This window comes from Pedobacter terrestris (genome assembly GCF_052343045.1).
GTDB lineage: Bacteria > Bacteroidota > Bacteroidia > Sphingobacteriales > Sphingobacteriaceae > Pedobacter.
Window position 1 is genome coordinate 175553 of record NZ_CP180264.1, and the last position, 16944, is coordinate 192496.

15 protein-coding genes are annotated in these 16944 nt (G+C 37.7%); 11 read left to right on the top strand and 4 right to left on the bottom strand.

Annotation, left to right across the window (positions count from 1 at the left end; translation table 11 throughout):
• The first annotated feature begins 87 nt into the window (after positions 1 to 87).
• The 8 genes from ACJVDH_RS00875 to ACJVDH_RS00910 are packed head-to-tail and all read left to right on the top strand — an operon-like array spanning position 88 to position 8645.
• The gene (locus ACJVDH_RS00875; RefSeq protein WP_443945698.1) at positions 88 to 1275 is read left to right on the top strand and encodes a sensor histidine kinase; all 1188 of its coding nucleotides are present in this window, start codon (positions 88 to 90) and stop codon (positions 1273 to 1275) included.
• A gap of 15 nt (positions 1276 to 1290) precedes the next feature.
• On the top strand, positions 1291 to 1995 hold the full coding sequence (locus ACJVDH_RS00880) for a LytR/AlgR family response regulator transcription factor (protein WP_443945699.1): 705 nt from the start codon (positions 1291 to 1293) through the stop codon (positions 1993 to 1995).
• Between the two features lie 21 nt (positions 1996 to 2016).
• The gene (locus tag ACJVDH_RS00885) at positions 2017 to 2259 is read left to right on the top strand and encodes a PqqD family protein (RefSeq protein ID WP_443945700.1); all 243 of its coding nucleotides are present in this window, start codon (positions 2017 to 2019) and stop codon (positions 2257 to 2259) included.
• 26 nt (positions 2260 to 2285) lie between these two features.
• The gene (locus ACJVDH_RS00890) at positions 2286 to 3353 is read left to right on the top strand and encodes an ATP-grasp domain-containing protein (protein ID WP_443945701.1); all 1068 of its coding nucleotides are present in this window, start codon (positions 2286 to 2288) and stop codon (positions 3351 to 3353) included.
• 47 nt (positions 3354 to 3400) lie between these two features.
• On the top strand, positions 3401 to 4744 hold the full coding sequence (locus ACJVDH_RS00895; RefSeq protein ID WP_443945702.1) for a hypothetical protein: 1344 nt from the start codon (positions 3401 to 3403) through the stop codon (positions 4742 to 4744).
• A 24-nt stretch (positions 4745 to 4768) separates the two neighbouring features.
• Positions 4769 to 6913 carry an urea transporter gene (locus tag ACJVDH_RS00900; RefSeq protein WP_443945703.1) on the top strand — a complete coding sequence of 715 codons (2145 nt, stop codon included), beginning with the start codon at positions 4769 to 4771 and terminating at the stop codon, positions 6911 to 6913.
• Positions 6892 to 8034 (top strand): hypothetical protein, encoded by a 1143-nt coding sequence (locus ACJVDH_RS00905; RefSeq protein ID WP_443945704.1) that lies wholly within the window; start codon positions 6892 to 6894, stop codon positions 8032 to 8034. Before ACJVDH_RS00900 ends, ACJVDH_RS00905 begins: the two co-directional genes overlap by 22 nt.
• A 29-nt stretch (positions 8035 to 8063) precedes the next feature.
• The gene (locus ACJVDH_RS00910) at positions 8064 to 8645 is read left to right on the top strand and encodes a tetratricopeptide repeat protein (protein WP_443945705.1); all 582 of its coding nucleotides are present in this window, start codon (positions 8064 to 8066) and stop codon (positions 8643 to 8645) included.
• Positions 8646 to 8649: 4 nt separating this feature from the next.
• Here the strand turns inward: ACJVDH_RS00910 and ACJVDH_RS00915 are convergent, their stop codons facing one another.
• On the bottom strand, positions 8650 to 9768 hold the full coding sequence (locus ACJVDH_RS00915) for a peroxiredoxin family protein (protein WP_443945706.1): 1119 nt from the start codon (positions 9766 to 9768) through the stop codon (positions 8650 to 8652).
• 272 nt (positions 9769 to 10040) lie between these two features.
• On the opposite strand from ACJVDH_RS00915, the gene ACJVDH_RS00920 reads away from it, so the two are divergent.
• From ACJVDH_RS00920 to ACJVDH_RS00930, 3 genes are all read left to right on the top strand, one after another.
• Complete coding sequence (locus tag ACJVDH_RS00920) at positions 10041 to 10721, top strand: succinate dehydrogenase cytochrome b subunit (protein ID WP_443945707.1); 681 nt, start codon at positions 10041 to 10043, stop codon at positions 10719 to 10721.
• A gap of 18 nt (positions 10722 to 10739) precedes the next feature.
• Entirely contained in the window at positions 10740 to 12719 is a 1980-nt protein-coding gene (locus ACJVDH_RS00925) for a fumarate reductase/succinate dehydrogenase flavoprotein subunit (RefSeq protein WP_443945708.1), read from the top strand.
• A gap of 82 nt (positions 12720 to 12801) precedes the next feature.
• The gene (locus ACJVDH_RS00930; protein WP_443945709.1) at positions 12802 to 13572 is read left to right on the top strand and encodes a succinate dehydrogenase/fumarate reductase iron-sulfur subunit; all 771 of its coding nucleotides are present in this window, start codon (positions 12802 to 12804) and stop codon (positions 13570 to 13572) included.
• A 675-nt stretch (positions 13573 to 14247) separates the two neighbouring features.
• Here ACJVDH_RS00930 and ACJVDH_RS00935 read toward each other — a convergent pair.
• From ACJVDH_RS00935 to ACJVDH_RS00945, 3 genes are read right to left on the bottom strand one after another with little or no spacing between them, the layout of a single operon-like run.
• Positions 14248 to 14862, bottom strand: coding sequence for a TonB-dependent receptor plug domain-containing protein (locus ACJVDH_RS00935; RefSeq protein WP_443945710.1), 615 nt, complete (start codon positions 14860 to 14862; stop codon positions 14248 to 14250).
• Between the two features lie 7 nt (positions 14863 to 14869).
• Complete coding sequence (locus ACJVDH_RS00940; RefSeq protein ID WP_443945711.1) at positions 14870 to 16537, bottom strand: TonB family protein; 1668 nt, start codon at positions 16535 to 16537, stop codon at positions 14870 to 14872.
• Positions 16534 to 16911 carry a BlaI/MecI/CopY family transcriptional regulator gene (locus ACJVDH_RS00945; RefSeq protein ID WP_443945712.1) on the bottom strand — a complete coding sequence of 126 codons (378 nt, stop codon included), beginning with the start codon at positions 16909 to 16911 and terminating at the stop codon, positions 16534 to 16536. The genes ACJVDH_RS00940 and ACJVDH_RS00945 overlap by 4 nt, the downstream gene beginning before the upstream one ends.
• Positions 16912 to 16944 lie beyond the last annotated feature (33 nt).

Genomic DNA, 16944 nt, shown 5'->3' on the forward strand with positions numbered 1-16944 from the left:
GAGAAGTTTAACATTTTTCGCGATATATATTTATTTGTAACTTTTAATAAACATAAACTCTACTACTAAAATCACTTAATTTGCAGGATGCAACGCTTTAAAACACCAACTTTCATTATCCATATTGCTGGTTGGCTTTTGTTTCTTACTTTTCCATTGGTATTTATCAATAATGAGCAATCAGGGCAAAGTAGCTTGTTGCTTCTGGCATCGCCATATTACTGGCTTTTTTGCTTAACATATATGCTCATGTTTTATCTAAATGCTTTGGTTTTAGTCCCAAAGTTTATGTTTAGAAAGAAATATCTTCTATACGGAACATTGATTTTGGGCCTTTTTAGTTTTGTCTATTATTCACAGCCATATGATAATTTATTGGGGCATAATAAAAATGTGATTGCTGCTTTGCGTGGTGTGCAAGATAATCAGCCAAATGGCCTTAATCAATCACTGCAGCCGGGTAAAGATTCTATTGTTGGGCCTGCTGCAGGCATGCCTTTTGGCCCGCTACCCAACCAGGATTTGCGTATGCAAGATCCTAATCTGAAGAAACAAAAAGGTATTCTGGATTTGCATCAATCGGAAAATATTGATGTAATCAGTTTATTTATCTTTATGATGATTATTGGCTTGAGTATTTCTACCAGCACAGTACAGCGTTGGCAAACTGCAGAATCTAAAGTGGTAAAAGCGGAAGCCGAAAAAGTGCATGCTGAACTGTCTTTCCTTAAAGCACAAATCAATCCTCACTTTCTGTTTAATACGCTCAATAATATTTATACCCAGTCTGTCATCAACAGTGAACATACTTCTGAAAGTATTATGAAACTTTCTAATATTATGCGCTATGTAACCGACGATGTTACTCAGGATTCGGTTTTGCTAAAAGATGAAATTGATTGTATCCGCGATTATATCGAATTACAACGTTTGCGTTTGGGCGCTGATGCCGAAATCAATTTCAATGTTCAGGGTAAGCCGGATGGAAAAAGCATTGCGCCACTTATTTTTATGACTTTTATAGAAAATGCGTTTAAATATGGCGTTACTAAAAAGGAAAAAACGATTATTCAAATCAATTTAAGTATTAGCCCAAATCAACTGTTGTTTTTTTGTCAGAACAAGATATATTCGCACAAATCTACTTTAGAACGCCGGGGGATTGGAATCTCAAATACCAAACAGCGCTTAGAGCATGTGTATCCCCATAAGAACAAATTGGACATAAGAACAGATGGAGACATGTTTTCCGTTAATCTTTCTGTAAATTGCTAAAACTAAAATGATAATATGGCTTTAAGATGTGTGGCTATTGATGATGAACCATTAGCACTAGAATTGATCAAAACATATGTTTCAAAATTTCCGGGGCTTCAGCTGATTCACGTTTTCGAAGATGCACTATCCGGAGCCGAATATTTGAAGCAAAACCCGGTAGATCTACTTTTCGTTGATGTAAATATGCCCGATATTACCGGTGTAGAATTGGTGCGCAGTTTAACCAATAGTCCGATGATTATTTTTACTACGGCCTACCGGAATTATGCTTTTGAAAGTTACGAACTTCAAGCCATCGACTATTTACTTAAGCCAATCGATTTTTCGCGGTTTACCGCTGCGGTAGAAAAAGCAATTGATTTTCATAAATACAAAAATGCATCGCATGAATCGGTAAATGACGAAAGTATCTTTGTATATTCTGAATATAAAATGATTAAAATTCTGCTTCGTGAAATGGAATATATTGAGAGTATGGGCGATTACCTGAAGATTTACATCAATACCAGTGAAAAACCGATACTTACATTAATGACCATGAAAAAAGTATTGGAAAAACTTCCCTCAGATCAGTTTGCCCGCGTACACAGAAGTTTCATTGTTGCACTAAATAAAATTAAATCTATACATAACAGAAAGGTAAACCTCAGTAATGCAGAATTGCCTATTGGCGATGCGTATAGTAGTTTTATCAATCAGCAGAAAAGTAACATTTAATATCTTGGGTATTCCATATTTATGAAGTTAAAAGCAAACATAGCCACCAGTGAAAACGGATTTATCTTTAATCCGGCTACGGGCGATTCTTTTAGTAGTAATGCCATTGCTGCAGAGATTCTGGGTTACTTAAAACTTGGTGAAAGCGAAGCCTCTATTAAAAAGCGGATTTTAGATAAATACGAAGTAGATAGCTGTCAGCTAGACCGCGACTGGCAGGAATATATGTTGCAGCTTAAGGAAGCAAACCTGTTGGAGCGCTAAGCTTAAATCCATAATAAATACTAATCATGCATTTTTTTTCTGATAAAAGTAAGTCTGGCTTACTAACGGTTGCCGTTAGCGGGCTAAACGCGAACGACAATCCGGGTCCGGGTTTGGCTGTAGTACGCGCTTTAAGGGAAGGATTACAAGGAAATGTAAAGATTATTGGCTTAGCCTATGAAACATTGGAGGCAGCGGTGTATCTGCCCGCACAAGTTGATAAGACATATAGAATTCCTTATCCCACTGCAGGAACGGATGCATTGATAGACCGCTTAAAATACATAGATGAAATTGAAGGGATTGATGTCATTATCCCAAATTTTGACGCAGAATTGTTCAATTTTATCAAGATCGAAAAGGAGTTAAAAGCATTGGGTATATATAGTTTTCTACCTTCTCACCAGCAATTAGAACAGCGCGATAAAGTGAATTTAAAGCGTTTTGGCGATACAAATGGATTTAATGTACCCAGTGATAAAATTATATACAATGAAGAGGATCTGTATCAGACATTAGAAGAACTTGGTTTTCCTTTGGTGGTAAAAGGGCGCTTTTATGAAGCACATATTGTTCAAAATTATCACGATGCAAAGCGTGTGTTTCATAACATTCACGCCAGTTGGGGTTTGCCGGTTATTGGGCAGAAATTTATTAAAGGAACTGAGATTAATATTGCCGGCCTTGGCGATGGTAAAGGAAATGCAATAAGCGTGGTGCCTATGCGTAAACTTTACATTACCGATAAAGGTAAAGCCTGGGCAGGCGTAACAATAGAGGATGAAAAACTGGTTCAGCTGGCGAAAGATTTTGCAAAAGCAAGTAGCTGGAAAGGTGGTTTTGAACTGGAAATTATGAAGCAGGAAAATGGTGATCTGTTTATTATGGAAATTAATCCACGTTTTCCGGCATGGATTTATTTAACTGTTGCCGCTGGGCAAAACCAACCACTTGCATTGATTACAATGGCTCTTGGCAAAGAAATAGTGCCCTTTGAACAATATTTTGCCGGAAAAATGTTTGTACGCTATGCTTGGGATAATATTGTAGATATTGAAGATTTCCAGAAACTATCCGCCTTTGGCGAACTATAAAATTAATTTACGATAATTAAATAACGCTCTGAAAAGGTTTTAACCTTATGAAACAAAAATACGAAAGACCTACGATACGTAAGATGAACGCCGGACTGATGAATAAATTCGGTACACGGAAAGATCTTGATCCCTTAAAAGAGATCGATAATGTTTCGGTTTTGCAGCTGAAAAATGATTTTGGCTCTCCGCTTTTTGTGCTTTCAGAGCGTCAGATTCGTAGAAATTACCAATCGGCAGTTAGGTCTTTCAAAACCAGATACCCAAAAGTTCAGTTTGCGTGGAGCTATAAAACCAACTACCTCAATGCGGTTTGTAAGGTTTTTCATCAGGAAGGGAGCTGGGCAGAAGTGGTTTCTGGTTTTGAATATCAAAAAGCGTTGGCGAATGGTGTTGTAGGCAGCCAAATTATTTTCAACGGCCCGGATAAAAAGGAAGAAGATCTTAATCTGGCCATTGCACAACATTCTTTAATTCATATAGATCATTTGGATGAATTGTATTTAATCATCCGCGTTGCCAATCAATTGGGTATTAAAGCCAAAGTTGCCATTCGAGTAAATTTTGATATTGGCGTGTATCCATCCTGGGATCGTTTTGGTTTCAATTATGAAAATGGACAGGCATGGTCGGCAATTTCTAAAGCTGTTTCTACAAAGATGATAGATTTGGTGGGCTTGCACTGTCACATCGGAACGTTCATGTTATCTACATCAGCATATGCAGTCGCTGCAGCTAAATTATCGGTATTGGCCATCAGGTGCAAAAGCGAACTCAATAATCCTATCCATTATTTAGATTTGGGCGGCGGTTTCCCTTCAACAAATACAATTAAGGGCGCGTATTTACCAGGCGTAGATACTGTTCCATCTATTGATGAATTTGCTGAAGTTATTACGACAACTATTTTAGAGGCAGGATTTGTACAAAATGAACTTCCCTTGCTTATTTTAGAAAGTGGAAGAGCACTAATAGATGATGCAGGTTATCTGCTGGGGAGCGTAATTGCGAACAAAAGACTGGCCGACGGGCGCCGGGCTACAATTGTAGATTTCGGTGTAAATATCTTATTCACTTCCAATTGGTACAACCACAAAATAAGCGTAGCGCAAGAAGCCAGTCAGTATACAGAAGAAACGGTTCTTTGCGGCCCACTTTGTATGAATATTGATGTCGTGCGGGAACGGGTAAATCTGCCCCTTTTAGAAGTTGGCGATTGTGTTATTGTACACAAAGTTGGTGCATACAATATGAGCCAATGGATGCAATTTATTAACCTAAGGCCAGCCGTTGTGATGATTGATTTAAACGGAGCCGTACATCGGATTAGAAAAAGCGAAACATTGGAGTACATCGAAATGATGGAAGAAATTCCTCAGCATCTAAAATAGCAGCTATAAACGAGATTGAAGCACTTGAAGAAAACCATAAAATACTACACTTTGGCAACGCTAAACAGCTATGCAATTTTATTCTTTTCTCAGAATAAAGTTTTTGGTGTTTTATTGTTAATCGTGTCTTTTTTTAGTCCGGTAGCTGGCATTGCAGGGCTTGTTAGTGTTTTAAGTTCTTTAATCTTGCTTACCACACTTGGCTTTTGTCGCGAAGAAATTAAAGCGGGATTATTTAGTTTTAATGCATTATTGCTGGGTATTGGTTTCGGAACCTTTTTCAATTTAAACGCAGCCTTCTGGCTTTGGTTATTCACGGCCATTTTATTGTGCGTTGTGATTAGCGTTAATTTGCATACTTTACTTTCTAAATATGCTTTGCCCACGCTTTCTATACCTTTTGTATTTACGTTCTGGATTGCATTGATTGCCGTAAACGGTTATGCCGGAATGGGATTAATGCAAAAAAGCAGCTACGTTATTTTTGAACTTACCACCAGAAATACACAATTTATTGATGGTGCAGATTATTTTTTAAGTGCTCATGGTTTAAAATACCTCAGTTTGTTTTTCAGATCGGTAAGCGCAGTGCTCTTTCAGGATAATGTGTTGGCAGGTTTACTTATTAGCGTTGGTTTTTTTATCCATTCCAGAATTGGATTTAGTTTACTTGTGATTGGTTTTGTGTGCGCCTGTATGCTTAATCACATCATCGGAATTTATCCCGAAGGGATTAGTAACTACCATTTGGGCGCCAATTTTATGATGGTAAGCTGCGCCATTGGCGGTTTTTTTCTCGTTCCGTCCTGGCGTTCTTATGCATGGGCAATTGCTACTGTTCCATTCACTTTTTTATTGGTTAATGGCATTAGCCGTTTCTTAGGTATTTACAATCTTCCGGTTTTTTCCCTTCCGTTCTGCATCGCTACAATTGGTTTGCTGTATTTTTTTATGCTGCGTAAATCTACAGGAACACTAACGCTAACCTCTTTTCAGAATTATGCGCCTGAAGTTAATTTGTACCAACACCATAATGGACAAGAACGGCTAAAAGAATTTAGGTACATCAATCTCACTTTGCCTTTTATGGGCACTTGGGATGTTTCTCAGGGTTATGGCGGAGAGATAACACATCGCGGAGAATGGAACCAGGCTTTAGATTTTTTATTGAAAGACCTTGATGGGAAAACCTATTCTGATGAGGGGATAAAACCCGAAAATTACTACTGCTTTGCAAAACCTGTATTGGCAGTAGCAGATGGGTATGTTGAAGAAGTGATTACACATGTTGAGGATAATGCAATAGGGCAGGTAAACCTGAAAGAAAACTGGGGAAATACCATCATCATTAAACACAGCGATGGTCTATACAGTAAAGTTTCCCATCTAAAGAAAAATTCTGCAAAAGTAAAAACCGGAGATTATGTGCATCAAGGCGATATTATCGGCCTTTGTGGAAACTCCGGACGATCACCAGAACCGCATATTCATTTTCAACTGCAGGCTACGCCGTATGTTGGCTCTAAAACGCTGGCTTATCCTTTCGCTTATTTTGTATGTGTAGATACAAATCAACTGCAATCTTTCACAATCCCGAAAGAGAATCAACGCATTCAAATGCCCGAAATTAATCCATATCTAAAAAATGCGTTTCATTTTTTGCCGGGTTATATAGCAGAAATTTCAGATGGCGAAAGTAAACGTGAAACCTGGGAAGTACGAACCGATGAATTTAACTCAACTTATTTTTACTGCCACGAAAATCAAAGCATAGCGTATTTTGTAAACAATGGAACGGTATTTTACTTTACCAGATTTTATGGAAGTAAAAAATCATTTTTGTTTAAGTTTTACAAAGCCGCTTACAAAATAGTTTTTTCTGGTCATTCTGTAGAAGATGTGTACGCTATTGATGGCGGCGATTTTAAACCTGGTTTGTGGCTTCAAGATTTGCTTTCGCCCTTCTATATTTTTACGAAAAATAGATATCATAATCAGATTAAAGGCATAAATAACGGGGCGAAAATTTATATGGAAAGCAGTGTATCAATATTTAACCGGCAAAAAACATCATTGCAGGCAGAGATTAATATTACAGATTCGGGGATAACAGGTTTTGATATTTTAAGCGATAAATTAAGTTTTACATGGCAATCCGTACTTACCTGATTATGTGTATACTGGTTGTTTTTGTGAAAAGCAGCCAAGCACAATCTGACTACGTACAGACAGATAGCACTTCGTTGGCATTATACAATGCGGCCGAGTGGAAAGCACTTATTGTTTTTGGAGAGAATAGTATTGACAAAGGCGAAGATTTTCCTTTGCTGCGGCTACGCCTTGCCTATGCTTATTTTGTTCGCCAAAAATATGGTTCGGCACTCAAACAGTATTCACATATTTTAAAAGACGATCGATTCAATCAAACGGCTTTATATTACACCTATTTGTGTAATGTATATCTGAACCGCTTGGAAGATGCCGCTTACCTGGCTAAAGATCTGGAAGAAAAAAATATTGAAGGGAAAAAGGCGAGTTCATTTAAAATGCTTTCTGCAGGTTTTGAATCTGGCTTGAAATTTACCGATGTTTTTGAGCGTGGAAATTCTACTTATAACCGGGCTTTTGTAAATACACGTTTGTTTTATAAGCTCAATTTGTCGCAGTCATTTGTGTATTACCGGCAACCTGTTCGCAATGACAATATCAGACAACCTGAATATTACGCCAAATTAAACTATACGCCTTTTAGAAAAATAAACTTAATTGGCGCCTATCATTATATGAAATCTAACCTGTTTAACCAGGATTTTCAGAACAATACGGGTTTGGTAGGATTTAGATACGCAGCAAGCAATTACGACGTACAGGTAGATTTTATTCTTTCGCAAATCGGAACAGAAGACACTAAACAATATAATCTTAAATTCGTGAAGTACATTACGAATAATTTAAACCTATACAGCATCAGCAGGTTGTCTTTACTAGCTGTGCTTGGCAATGATAATTTTGTTTATCATCAGCTTATTGGTTTCCGGCCAGCGCATAAATTGTGGCTTGAGACATCGGCGACACTAGGAGATCAATATAATTATGCAGATGCCGATGCTTTAAATATTTTTAACGGCTTTGATAAAACTAGATTTAAAGCGGCGACAAACTGTTATTTTTTGTTAAAAGAGCACCTGGTATTCGGACTGAATTATACATTTGAAAGGAAATCAGATAATATTTTTAGATTTAACTATTTACAGCATTCATTTAACGGAAGTATTACATGGAATTTTTAAAGCGATTTATATGGTTTGCTTTTCTTGGAATGTTAGCTTTTAAAGCAAGTGGACAAGTAAATCCGGCTATGCAAAAAGCTTTTCAGAACAGTTATAACGAAGAAGGCAAGAAAAATTACGCTGAAGCGATCAGTTTTGTGATGCCTTTCTACTCCGAAAATAATTATGAAACCAATCTCAGAATTGGCTGGTTGTATTATTTGGCTAAAAATTATACCTCTTCTCAGACTTATTATTTTCGGGCAATCCGAATACGCCCAAATGCTGTAGAAGCAAAATTTGGTTTAATTAAACCCTTATCACTTTTAAGCAGTTGGGATAAAGTATTGGCACAGTATAACGATATTCTAAAAATTGATCCTCAGAATACGCAAGCCAATTATTGGGCGGGTGTGATTATCTACAATAGAAAGCAGTATGCTGCTGCTGCAAAATATTTTGCAAAAGTGGTAACCCTTTATCCTTTTGATTATGATGGGAACCACATGTTGGGCTGGTCTTTGCTATTTTCAGGAAGAAAAACAGAAGCAAAAAGTTGTTTTGAACGCGCCTTGTTAATTAAACCAGGAGATGCCTCCAGCACCGATGGTTTAAATCGTTTGTCCAAGTAAAACCTTAAGAAGTCTTCTTGATTGCTTTTTCAAGCTCATGCGCAACTAAATCCATGCTGATGTTGTTGGCAAGCACTTTGCCGGATTGATCTATTATAAAGTAATAAGAAGCGTTAAAATTACTTAGGTTTTTTGCATTCGGAGATTTTGAACCCAGTAAGTCAGAATATTGTGGCCAGCTCATTTTACTTTTTGCAATCCCGCTTTTCCATGAGCTTTCATAATTGTCGAAAGAAACGCTGATAAACTCTACGTTTTCATTTTTGAAACGCTCATAAAGTTTAACAAAGGCCAGATTATCTCTTCGGCTTTGGCCGCTGTACGCTGCCCAGCAAATAATCAGGTTCGTTTTTTTGAGAATTTTTTTGTCAAATTTCTTTCCCTGTAAATCTTTGCCTTCTATCGCCGGCATAATACTTCCAACGGCCATTTTGTTAGCACGTTGCAGTTGGATATTAAATTTTTCACCTAGTTTACTTTCTCTCACATTTGCATCAAGTGCATTAAAAATTTTTGAAAAACGTTGAGGATTCTGGGCTATATCACCTATTTCTTCCATTAACAAAATACTCAGTTCAGATTTTGGGTACTTTATGGCAAATTTCTCTACAGCTTCTACTCCGGCATCAACCAGTTTTGTTTGCCACTTTTCCATATTGCGCGCCCGGGCATCTACATTCAATGGGTTTGCAGTATCTAGTAATTGTGTGGCAACTTCCAGGCTATCTGCAATCATTTGTTTTCTGCGGCCACTTGTGGTATAAAAATTAATCAACTCATTTTGCAAATCACTAGATGCAGAAGTTATTGGATAATCCGTTTTCTTTCCATCAATTTTCATTTCATAATCGCCTTCATCAAGATAAAACCAATATTTTCTTTTTCGATTGAGTACATCAATTTCCATACTTGCATAACCTTTCTTAGGTAGGTTAATATGAAAAAGCTGTGCGCCATTGTGTATGTTTTCTGCTTTGTAAAGCTTACCAGTTACTGCATCGAAAACGCTCAAGACCGCATTGTTGTCTATATTGCTGGCTTTGATGTTGAACTGGGCGGGTTTCGGTTTACAGGAAGTTAAAATCAGCGCAAGCAGGCAAATAAATAAAAGGTTACTTTTCATTACGATATTCTTTGTTATGGCAATATAACGAAAAGATTAGTTGTTTTCAGTACGGTAAAATTTTAAAATAATTTAAGTATATAATCACTATATCCTTAAAAACCTGATGTTTGACATACGAGCCAAAAGATAGAGCGTTTCTTTCGTTTTTTTACGAATATGTCTTAGAATGTTTCTAAATAAATACTTTATCGTCGTTTTGTCATAATCGTTTATAAATTAAACTCATAATTAAATACTTTTGCAGAAAAATAGACAAAAATCCTAATCAAATGAGCGGTTTCGGAAATGCTTTTTCTTCATCTATCGGGAAGAAATTCATCATGGGTATCACAGGATTGTTCCTGGTACTTTTTTTAATTGTGCACTGCGGCATTAACGCATTGATCTTCATCAACGATGGAGGTTTAACGTTTAATGTTGGCGCGCATTTTATGGCCACCAACTGGATCATCAGAGCTGGTGAGATCGTATTATTTATCGGTTTGCTTGCGCACATTTTTCAGGCCTTGAGGTTGACTTTACAAAACCAAAAAGCCAGACCTGTAAAGTATGCAGTAAATGACGGTAAGGCAAACAGTAAATGGTATAGCCGGTCAATGGGTTTACTGGGTACATTATTGCTAATCTTCCTGGTTGTTCACTTAAAAGATTTTTGGGTAGTTTCTCGCTTTACAGGAATCCCAACGGTTGATGCAAATGGACATGAAGATTTATATGCAGTAATGAAGGATAAATTTCAGGATCCTGTTAGAGTTGCGGTATATATCCTGGCTATGTTTTCTTTATGCTACCACCTGTTGCACGGTTTTGCTTCGGCTTTTCAAACTTTAGGTTGGAACCACTCAAAATACAATGGTATCATCAAAAGTACTGGCGTATGGTATTCGATTATCATTTCGATCCTGTTTGCAGCAATGCCGATTGCGGTTTATTTCGGTCTTATTCAATAATTTTAGCACAAAAGAGATATGTCAGATATTAATTCAAATATTCCGGAAGGCGAATTAACCAGCAAATGGACTAAATATAAGTCTTCTGTGCCTTTGGTTAATCCATCGAACAAAAGAACGATTGAAGTTATTATTGTAGGTTCAGGTTTAGCGGGTGCTTCTGCAGCTGCAACTTTAGCCGAAATGGGTTACAAAGTAAAATGTTTTTGTTTCCAGGATTCTCCACGTAGAGCACACTCAATTGCGGCTCAAGGTGGTATTAATGCAGCAAAAAATTATCAGAATGATGGTGATAGTATTTACCGTCTTTTCTACGATACAATTAAAGGTGGCGATTACCGTGCCCGCGAAGCCAATGTGCATCGTTTGGCTGAGGTAAGTGCCAATATCATAGATCAATGCGTAGCTCAAGGTGTTCCTTTGGCGCGTGAATATGGTGGCTTATTAGATAACCGTTCATTCGGTGGTACACAAGTTCAGCGTACATTTTATGCTGCGGGTCAAACCGGTCAGCAATTGCTATTGGGTGCTTACTCTGCATTAGAACGCCAAATTGGTATGGGTAAAGTTGAAATGTACACCCGCCATGAAATGCTGGAAGTTGTTAAAATAGAAGGCAAAGCACGTGGCATCATTGCCCGTAACTTACTTACAGGCGAAATTGAGCGTCATTTCGGTCATGCTGTAGTTTTGGGAACTGGTGGTTACGGAAACGTATTTTACCTTTCTACCAATGCAATGGGTAGTAACGTAACCGCTGCATGGAAAGCACACAAACAAGGTGCTTATTTTGCAAACCCTTGTTATACTCAAATTCACCCAACTTGTATTCCGGTTTCTGGTGATCACCAATCTAAATTAACCCTGATGTCTGAATCGTTGCGTAACGATGGACGAATCTGGGTGCCTAAAAAGAAAGATGATACACGTAAGGCTTCGGAAATTCCTGAAGATGAAAGAGATTATTACTTAGAGCGTCGTTATCCTGCTTTTGGTAACTTAGTTCCTCGTGATGTGGCATCTCGCGCGGCGAAAGAACGTTGCGATGCCGGTTATGGTGTAGGTACTTCAAAGCTGGCTGTTTATCTGGATTTCAAAGCAAATACAGAACGATATGGCCGTATAGAAGCTGCCAAAGCAGGTAATCACAACCCTGATAAAGAAACCTGTATGCGTTTGGGAACGGAAGTAATTAAAGCAAAATACGGAAACCTTTTCGATATGTATGCGCAGATTACTGGCGAGAATCCTTACGAAACGCCGATGCGTATTTATCCGGCAGTTCACTATACTATGGGCGGTTTATGGGTAGATTATAACCTGATGACTTCTGTACCGGGTTTATACTGTACAGGTGAAGCAAACTTTTCTGATCACGGTGCAAACCGTTTAGGGGCATCTGCATTGATGCAAGGTTTGGCAGATGGTTATTTCGTTCTTCCTTATACAATTGGTGCATATTTATCTAAAGAGATTTCAGTAAAAGCAATTTCAACAGATCACCCGGCATTCGTAGAAGCTGAACAAAGTGCAAGAGCAATTCTGGATACTTTCATTAATATTAAAGGAACCAAATCAGTAGATCATTTCCACAAACGTTTAGGCCATATTATGTGGGAAAAATGTGGAATGGCACGTAACGAAGCTGGATTGAAAGAAGCGATTGAAGAAATCAGAGCTTTGAGAAAAGAGTTTTGGTCTGATGTTCGTGTACCAGGATCTGTTGATGAACTGAATACAGAATTGGAGAAAGCCGGACGTGTAGCCGATTTTATTGAACTTGGAGAGTTGATGTGTATCGATGCTTTAAACCGTAATGAAAGTTGTGGCGGTCACTTCCGCGAAGAATATCAGACGGAAGAAGGTGAAGCATTACGTGACGACGAAAACTACGCATACGTAGCTGCCTGGGAGTTTAAAGAAGGCGTAAACTTCGAACTTCATAAAGAAGAGTTAAAGTTTGAAAATATTAAAGTAGCACAAAGAAGTTATAAATAGTAGCAGGAAGCAGGTATCAAGTATCAAGTAATTTAAACTTGATACTCGATATTTACTACTTGATACTCAAAATCTCAATATCATGAGTACAGGAAATATGAACTTAACGCTAAAGATTTGGCGTCAAAAAAATAACAAAACCAATGGTACTTTGGTTGATTATAAGGTGTCAGATATTTCGCCTGACATGTCTTTCTTAGAGATGTTCGATGTGCTTAACGAACAGCTGATCAATAAAGGTGACGAACCGATTGTATTTGATCACGATTGTCGCGAAGGCATTTGCGGTATGTGTTCAATGTTCATTAATGGACGTCCGCACGGACCGAAAGATTTGGTAACAACCTGTCAGTTGCATATGCGTTCTTTTAAAGATGGAGATACCATTGTAGTAGAACCTTGGCGCGCGGCAGCTTTTCCGGTAATTAAAGATTTAACTGTAGACCGTTCTGCATTTGATAGAGTGATTGCTGCTGGTGGCTTTATTTCTGTGAATACCGGTAATGCACAAGATGCTAATAACCTTCCTATTCCAAAAAAACAAGCGGATGCTGCTTTTGAAGCTGCAGCTTGTATTGGTTGTGGTGCTTGTGTTGCAACGTGTAAAAATGCATCAGCAATGTTATTTGTTTCTGCAAAAATTTCTCAGTTGGCATTATTGCCGCAAGGACAACCAGAACGTTACCGTAGGGTACAAAGTATGGTTGCACAAATGGATGCTGAAGGTTTCGGAAACTGTACCAACACTGGTGCTTGCGAGGCAGAATGTCCTAAAGGAATTTCGCTTGAAAATATTGCGCGTATGAATCGTGATTTTGCATCTGCAAAGTTTATTTCTGAAGAAACCGTTTAAAATACTGTGCAACCCGAACATATTTCGGGCTTCTTAAGCCTCCATTAATTGGAGGCTTTTTTATGCTTTTAATTTTGAATGAAATTTTCTGAAGGAAATCGAAGGGAAATGAAATATCAATATTCAAACAAAAATTCTGTATTTTCTTAAATTTCCTATGCTAGCATATGAATATCAATTAGTAAATGAAATTTAATTCTGTATAACTTGTTTGTCTGCGTAAATTTTTATAATTTTAGTACTCCGAGACAGGAGAGAACGCATAAAACCCCGACTATTGTAGCTGGGGTTTTGTGTTATAAGTGACTCTTACTTAAGCTATTCTTCTCTAAATTGAATATGATGGCAGTATTGTATGAGAACGCTCCGTCCATTCACTACTTCCGGATTCCATTCTGTGAGGCTTTTGATATGCGTCTGGCTTCGACATCGGTTCCTTTACTAAACCTTCGAGTACCTAAATGTGGTTCATCTGCCCGTTTTTCAACTGGACAACTCAGGAACACCTTTCCTTCAATTTTGCTTTTGCATGCCAGTTCTGATGTTTGATGTTTTGAATCAAACACTGAAAAAGTTTAGTTAGGCCAATTGAAATAAGATCGCTGCTCATTTACGGCAATAGCAAACCTGCAAAGGCAACTGTTAATCACTTTTTCACCTTTTTTTAATGATTGGTTATTCTGGCGTGCCGGATGCTTTTGTTGAAATGATTACCGCGCCCTTTGCGGCAGTCTCGCCGTAGAGTTTGCTGGCATCAATTCCTTTCAATATAGAAATGGAATTAACGCGCTCTGCAGCGATTATTGTTCCCTCCGGATTCTCAATAATTTTTCCATCAAGAACGTATACAGGTTTATTCGTGCTAATTTCTGTAGCGTATTTTACCAGTTTCGTAAGTGAAATATTTCCATTTTTTACGGATGAATTTATGGTAATCTGCGGATAATTTTCGGGAAGTGTTACTATTGGTGCGGTAAAATTAGAATCAGATTGCGATGTATCTTTTGTGCGAATTAAAATGACTCCATTTGATGCTTCAACGCCAAATTGCGATGTTGCCGGGCTATCTTTTAAAATTGATACAGATTTAATCGTATTTGGATCAATCATGGCCAATGCGCCAGACTCTTGTTTCACACCGTCTAAATAAACCAAGGGTTGTTTTCCATCTATTGCTTCACCTCTGATTTTAACAGGTAATTTATTTTTTTCGAGCGTTGCTGTTTGGGCAAATGCAGTGCTTGTGATCGTAACGCTTATCGCGATTGCAGTTAAAATGGGATTTTTCATAAGCCTTTTACTTTTCTGATGTTTTATGTTTTAAGAAATTACGCTTTGTGGTTACAAGAATTACCCCGTTATCACCTCTATTACCATACAGGGCTGTTGCATTCGGGCTTTTAAGTACGTTGATGCTTTCAATGTCTTTTGGGTTGAGCGTACCAAGCAGGTTATTTTCCTGCACAATTCCATCTACTACAACCAAAGGTTGCTGACCGTCTTTAAGTGCACCTTTAAATTTTATACCACCATCATTTGTTTTGAGCATTATGTAATCTGTTTTCTGCAGATCATTTACTTTATGGCTACCGGATTCAGATTTATTCGGTTGTTCATCATTTAATGTAAAGTTCACATTAATGTTGTACTTCACTCTTACAGCTTTTCCATTTTGTATACCGGGGTTCCACTTCGGACTTTCCTCCAACACCCGGATGGCTTCCTCGTCTGTTCCACCACCTAAGCCTCTCGTAATCTTTATATCCGTTAAGCTTCCATCTTTTTCCACAACGAAAGAAAGAAATACTTTACCCTGAATATTATGATCCTGTGCTTCTTTAGGGTAACGGATACTACCGCCCAGGTATTTGTAGAATTGTTTTAATCCACCTGGAAATTCCGGTTGTTTTTCTATAGATACAAAATCGAAAACGGTTTTATCCTCAGATTTTGGCAGTGCAAATGCTTTTGTTGCTTCTTCCGCAGATTTTTTTGGCTTTGCTAACGTGATGTCTGAACTATGCGCAGAATGATGCACTATTGGTGTCAACTTAGCGGAATTTATTCTTTCTGGAAGGACAATTTCTTTTACTGTAAGCATACTTTGTTCCAGAGGTATACGCTCAGTAATATCGATTAATTTTTTGTTGTTGCGTATGGTGGCAGAAGAAAGAATAATCAGCACAGCAAAAAGCGGCGCTACGAGGCCGTATTTCAAAATACCCGATTTTTTTGAGCGTTCTTTCTGCAACATATAAATCCTTTTTTTAATCATAGATTTTTTGAAAAAACCATTTGCAAGATTAGGATGCTGAAGTTTAAAAGCATTGCTAAGCAATAAAAGGGCGTAAGTTCTTTTATCGCCTTCAAACTTTGCGGCTTCTTCGTCAGCCAGATATTCGTGAATATTCTTTATTGCAGTTTTGTATAAATAGATGATCGGATTAAACCAGCTTACCAAAATAAAAAGTTCAAGAAGAGCAATGTCAAAACTGTGTAGTTGTTGTATGTGTACTTCTTCATGTTTATTGATGGTCTCTTTGCCAGGTAAGTTTTCATCAACGTGTTTCAGCGAAAAGAATGAAAATGCTACACCTTTTGTAGGTTTTTGAGTTCGTTTTTTTAAGATAATGAGCCTGTAAATCAGAAAAAATAGAGAGATTATTACACCGGAGAAATATACCGTTGCAACAATCTCTCCAAAGGTGATATCGTTAATTTTTGGTTGCACAGTACTTACCTGTTCAAGAATCAAATTTATGTTTCCATAAACCTGCTTGCCTACCTTGTGCTCACTTATCCATTCGAAACGTAGAAACGGAATAGCAAAAGATAATATGAGTGTGGCCAATAAATAAGTTCTGTTTAACTTAAACCAGGTCTCTTTTGATAAAAGAAACTGATAAAAGCCATAAAAAACCAGCATATATAAATTGGCCTGTAAAAGGTAGTGCGCAAAACTCATCTCGGTTTGTGTTTAATTTTGTCAATCATTTTCAAAATTTCATCCACATCACTCAGATCGAGCTTTTCTTCTTTTACAAAAAATGAAAACATACTTTCTACAGAGTTCTCAAAGTAATTTCCAAGAAGTTTGTCTGTAGCGTGGCGTTTGTATTCTTCCTTGCTGATGAGGGGATGGTATTGGTGCGCTTTACCAAAAGCCTCATGGCCCACAAACCCTTTGGTTTCCAAGATCCGAATAATGGTAGATACGGTGTTGTAGGCCGGTTTGGGAAGCGGTAACTCATCAATCACATCTTTTACAAATGCTTTCTCCAGTTGCCACAGTACCTGCATAATCTGCTCTTCGGCTTTGGTTAAATCTTTAATTTCCATAATAATAATTCTATAATAAGGACAGGACGAATA

What these genes read in the sequence shown, in the direction of transcription:
- ACJVDH_RS00890 (WP_443945701.1), top strand. Translation starts at nt 2,286, where the DNA reads ATGCATTTTTTTTCTGATAAAAGTAAGTCTGGCTTACTAACGGTTGCC.
- ACJVDH_RS00895 (WP_443945702.1), top strand. Translation starts at nt 3,401, where the DNA reads ATGAAACAAAAATACGAAAGACCTACGATACGTAAGATGAACGCCGGA.
- ACJVDH_RS00940 (WP_443945711.1), bottom strand. Translation starts at nt 16,537, where the DNA reads ATGAGTTTTGCGCACTACCTTTTACAGGCCAATTTATATATGCTGGTT.
- ACJVDH_RS00910 (WP_443945705.1), top strand. Translation starts at nt 8,064, where the DNA reads ATGTTAGCTTTTAAAGCAAGTGGACAAGTAAATCCGGCTATGCAAAAA.
- ACJVDH_RS00945 (WP_443945712.1), bottom strand. Translation starts at nt 16,911, where the DNA reads ATGGAAATTAAAGATTTAACCAAAGCCGAAGAGCAGATTATGCAGGTA.
- ACJVDH_RS00885 (WP_443945700.1), top strand. Translation starts at nt 2,017, where the DNA reads ATGAAGTTAAAAGCAAACATAGCCACCAGTGAAAACGGATTTATCTTT.
- ACJVDH_RS00930 (WP_443945709.1), top strand. Translation starts at nt 12,802, where the DNA reads ATGAGTACAGGAAATATGAACTTAACGCTAAAGATTTGGCGTCAAAAA.
- ACJVDH_RS00880 (WP_443945699.1), top strand. Translation starts at nt 1,291, where the DNA reads ATGGCTTTAAGATGTGTGGCTATTGATGATGAACCATTAGCACTAGAA.
- ACJVDH_RS00875 (WP_443945698.1), top strand. Translation starts at nt 88, where the DNA reads ATGCAACGCTTTAAAACACCAACTTTCATTATCCATATTGCTGGTTGG.
- ACJVDH_RS00925 (WP_443945708.1), top strand. Translation starts at nt 10,740, where the DNA reads ATGTCAGATATTAATTCAAATATTCCGGAAGGCGAATTAACCAGCAAA.
- ACJVDH_RS00935 (WP_443945710.1), bottom strand. Translation starts at nt 14,862, where the DNA reads ATGAAAAATCCCATTTTAACTGCAATCGCGATAAGCGTTACGATCACA.
- ACJVDH_RS00920 (WP_443945707.1), top strand. Translation starts at nt 10,041, where the DNA reads ATGAGCGGTTTCGGAAATGCTTTTTCTTCATCTATCGGGAAGAAATTC.
- ACJVDH_RS00905 (WP_443945704.1), top strand. Translation starts at nt 6,892, where the DNA reads ATGGCAATCCGTACTTACCTGATTATGTGTATACTGGTTGTTTTTGTG.
- ACJVDH_RS00915 (WP_443945706.1), bottom strand. Translation starts at nt 9,768, where the DNA reads ATGAAAAGTAACCTTTTATTTATTTGCCTGCTTGCGCTGATTTTAACT.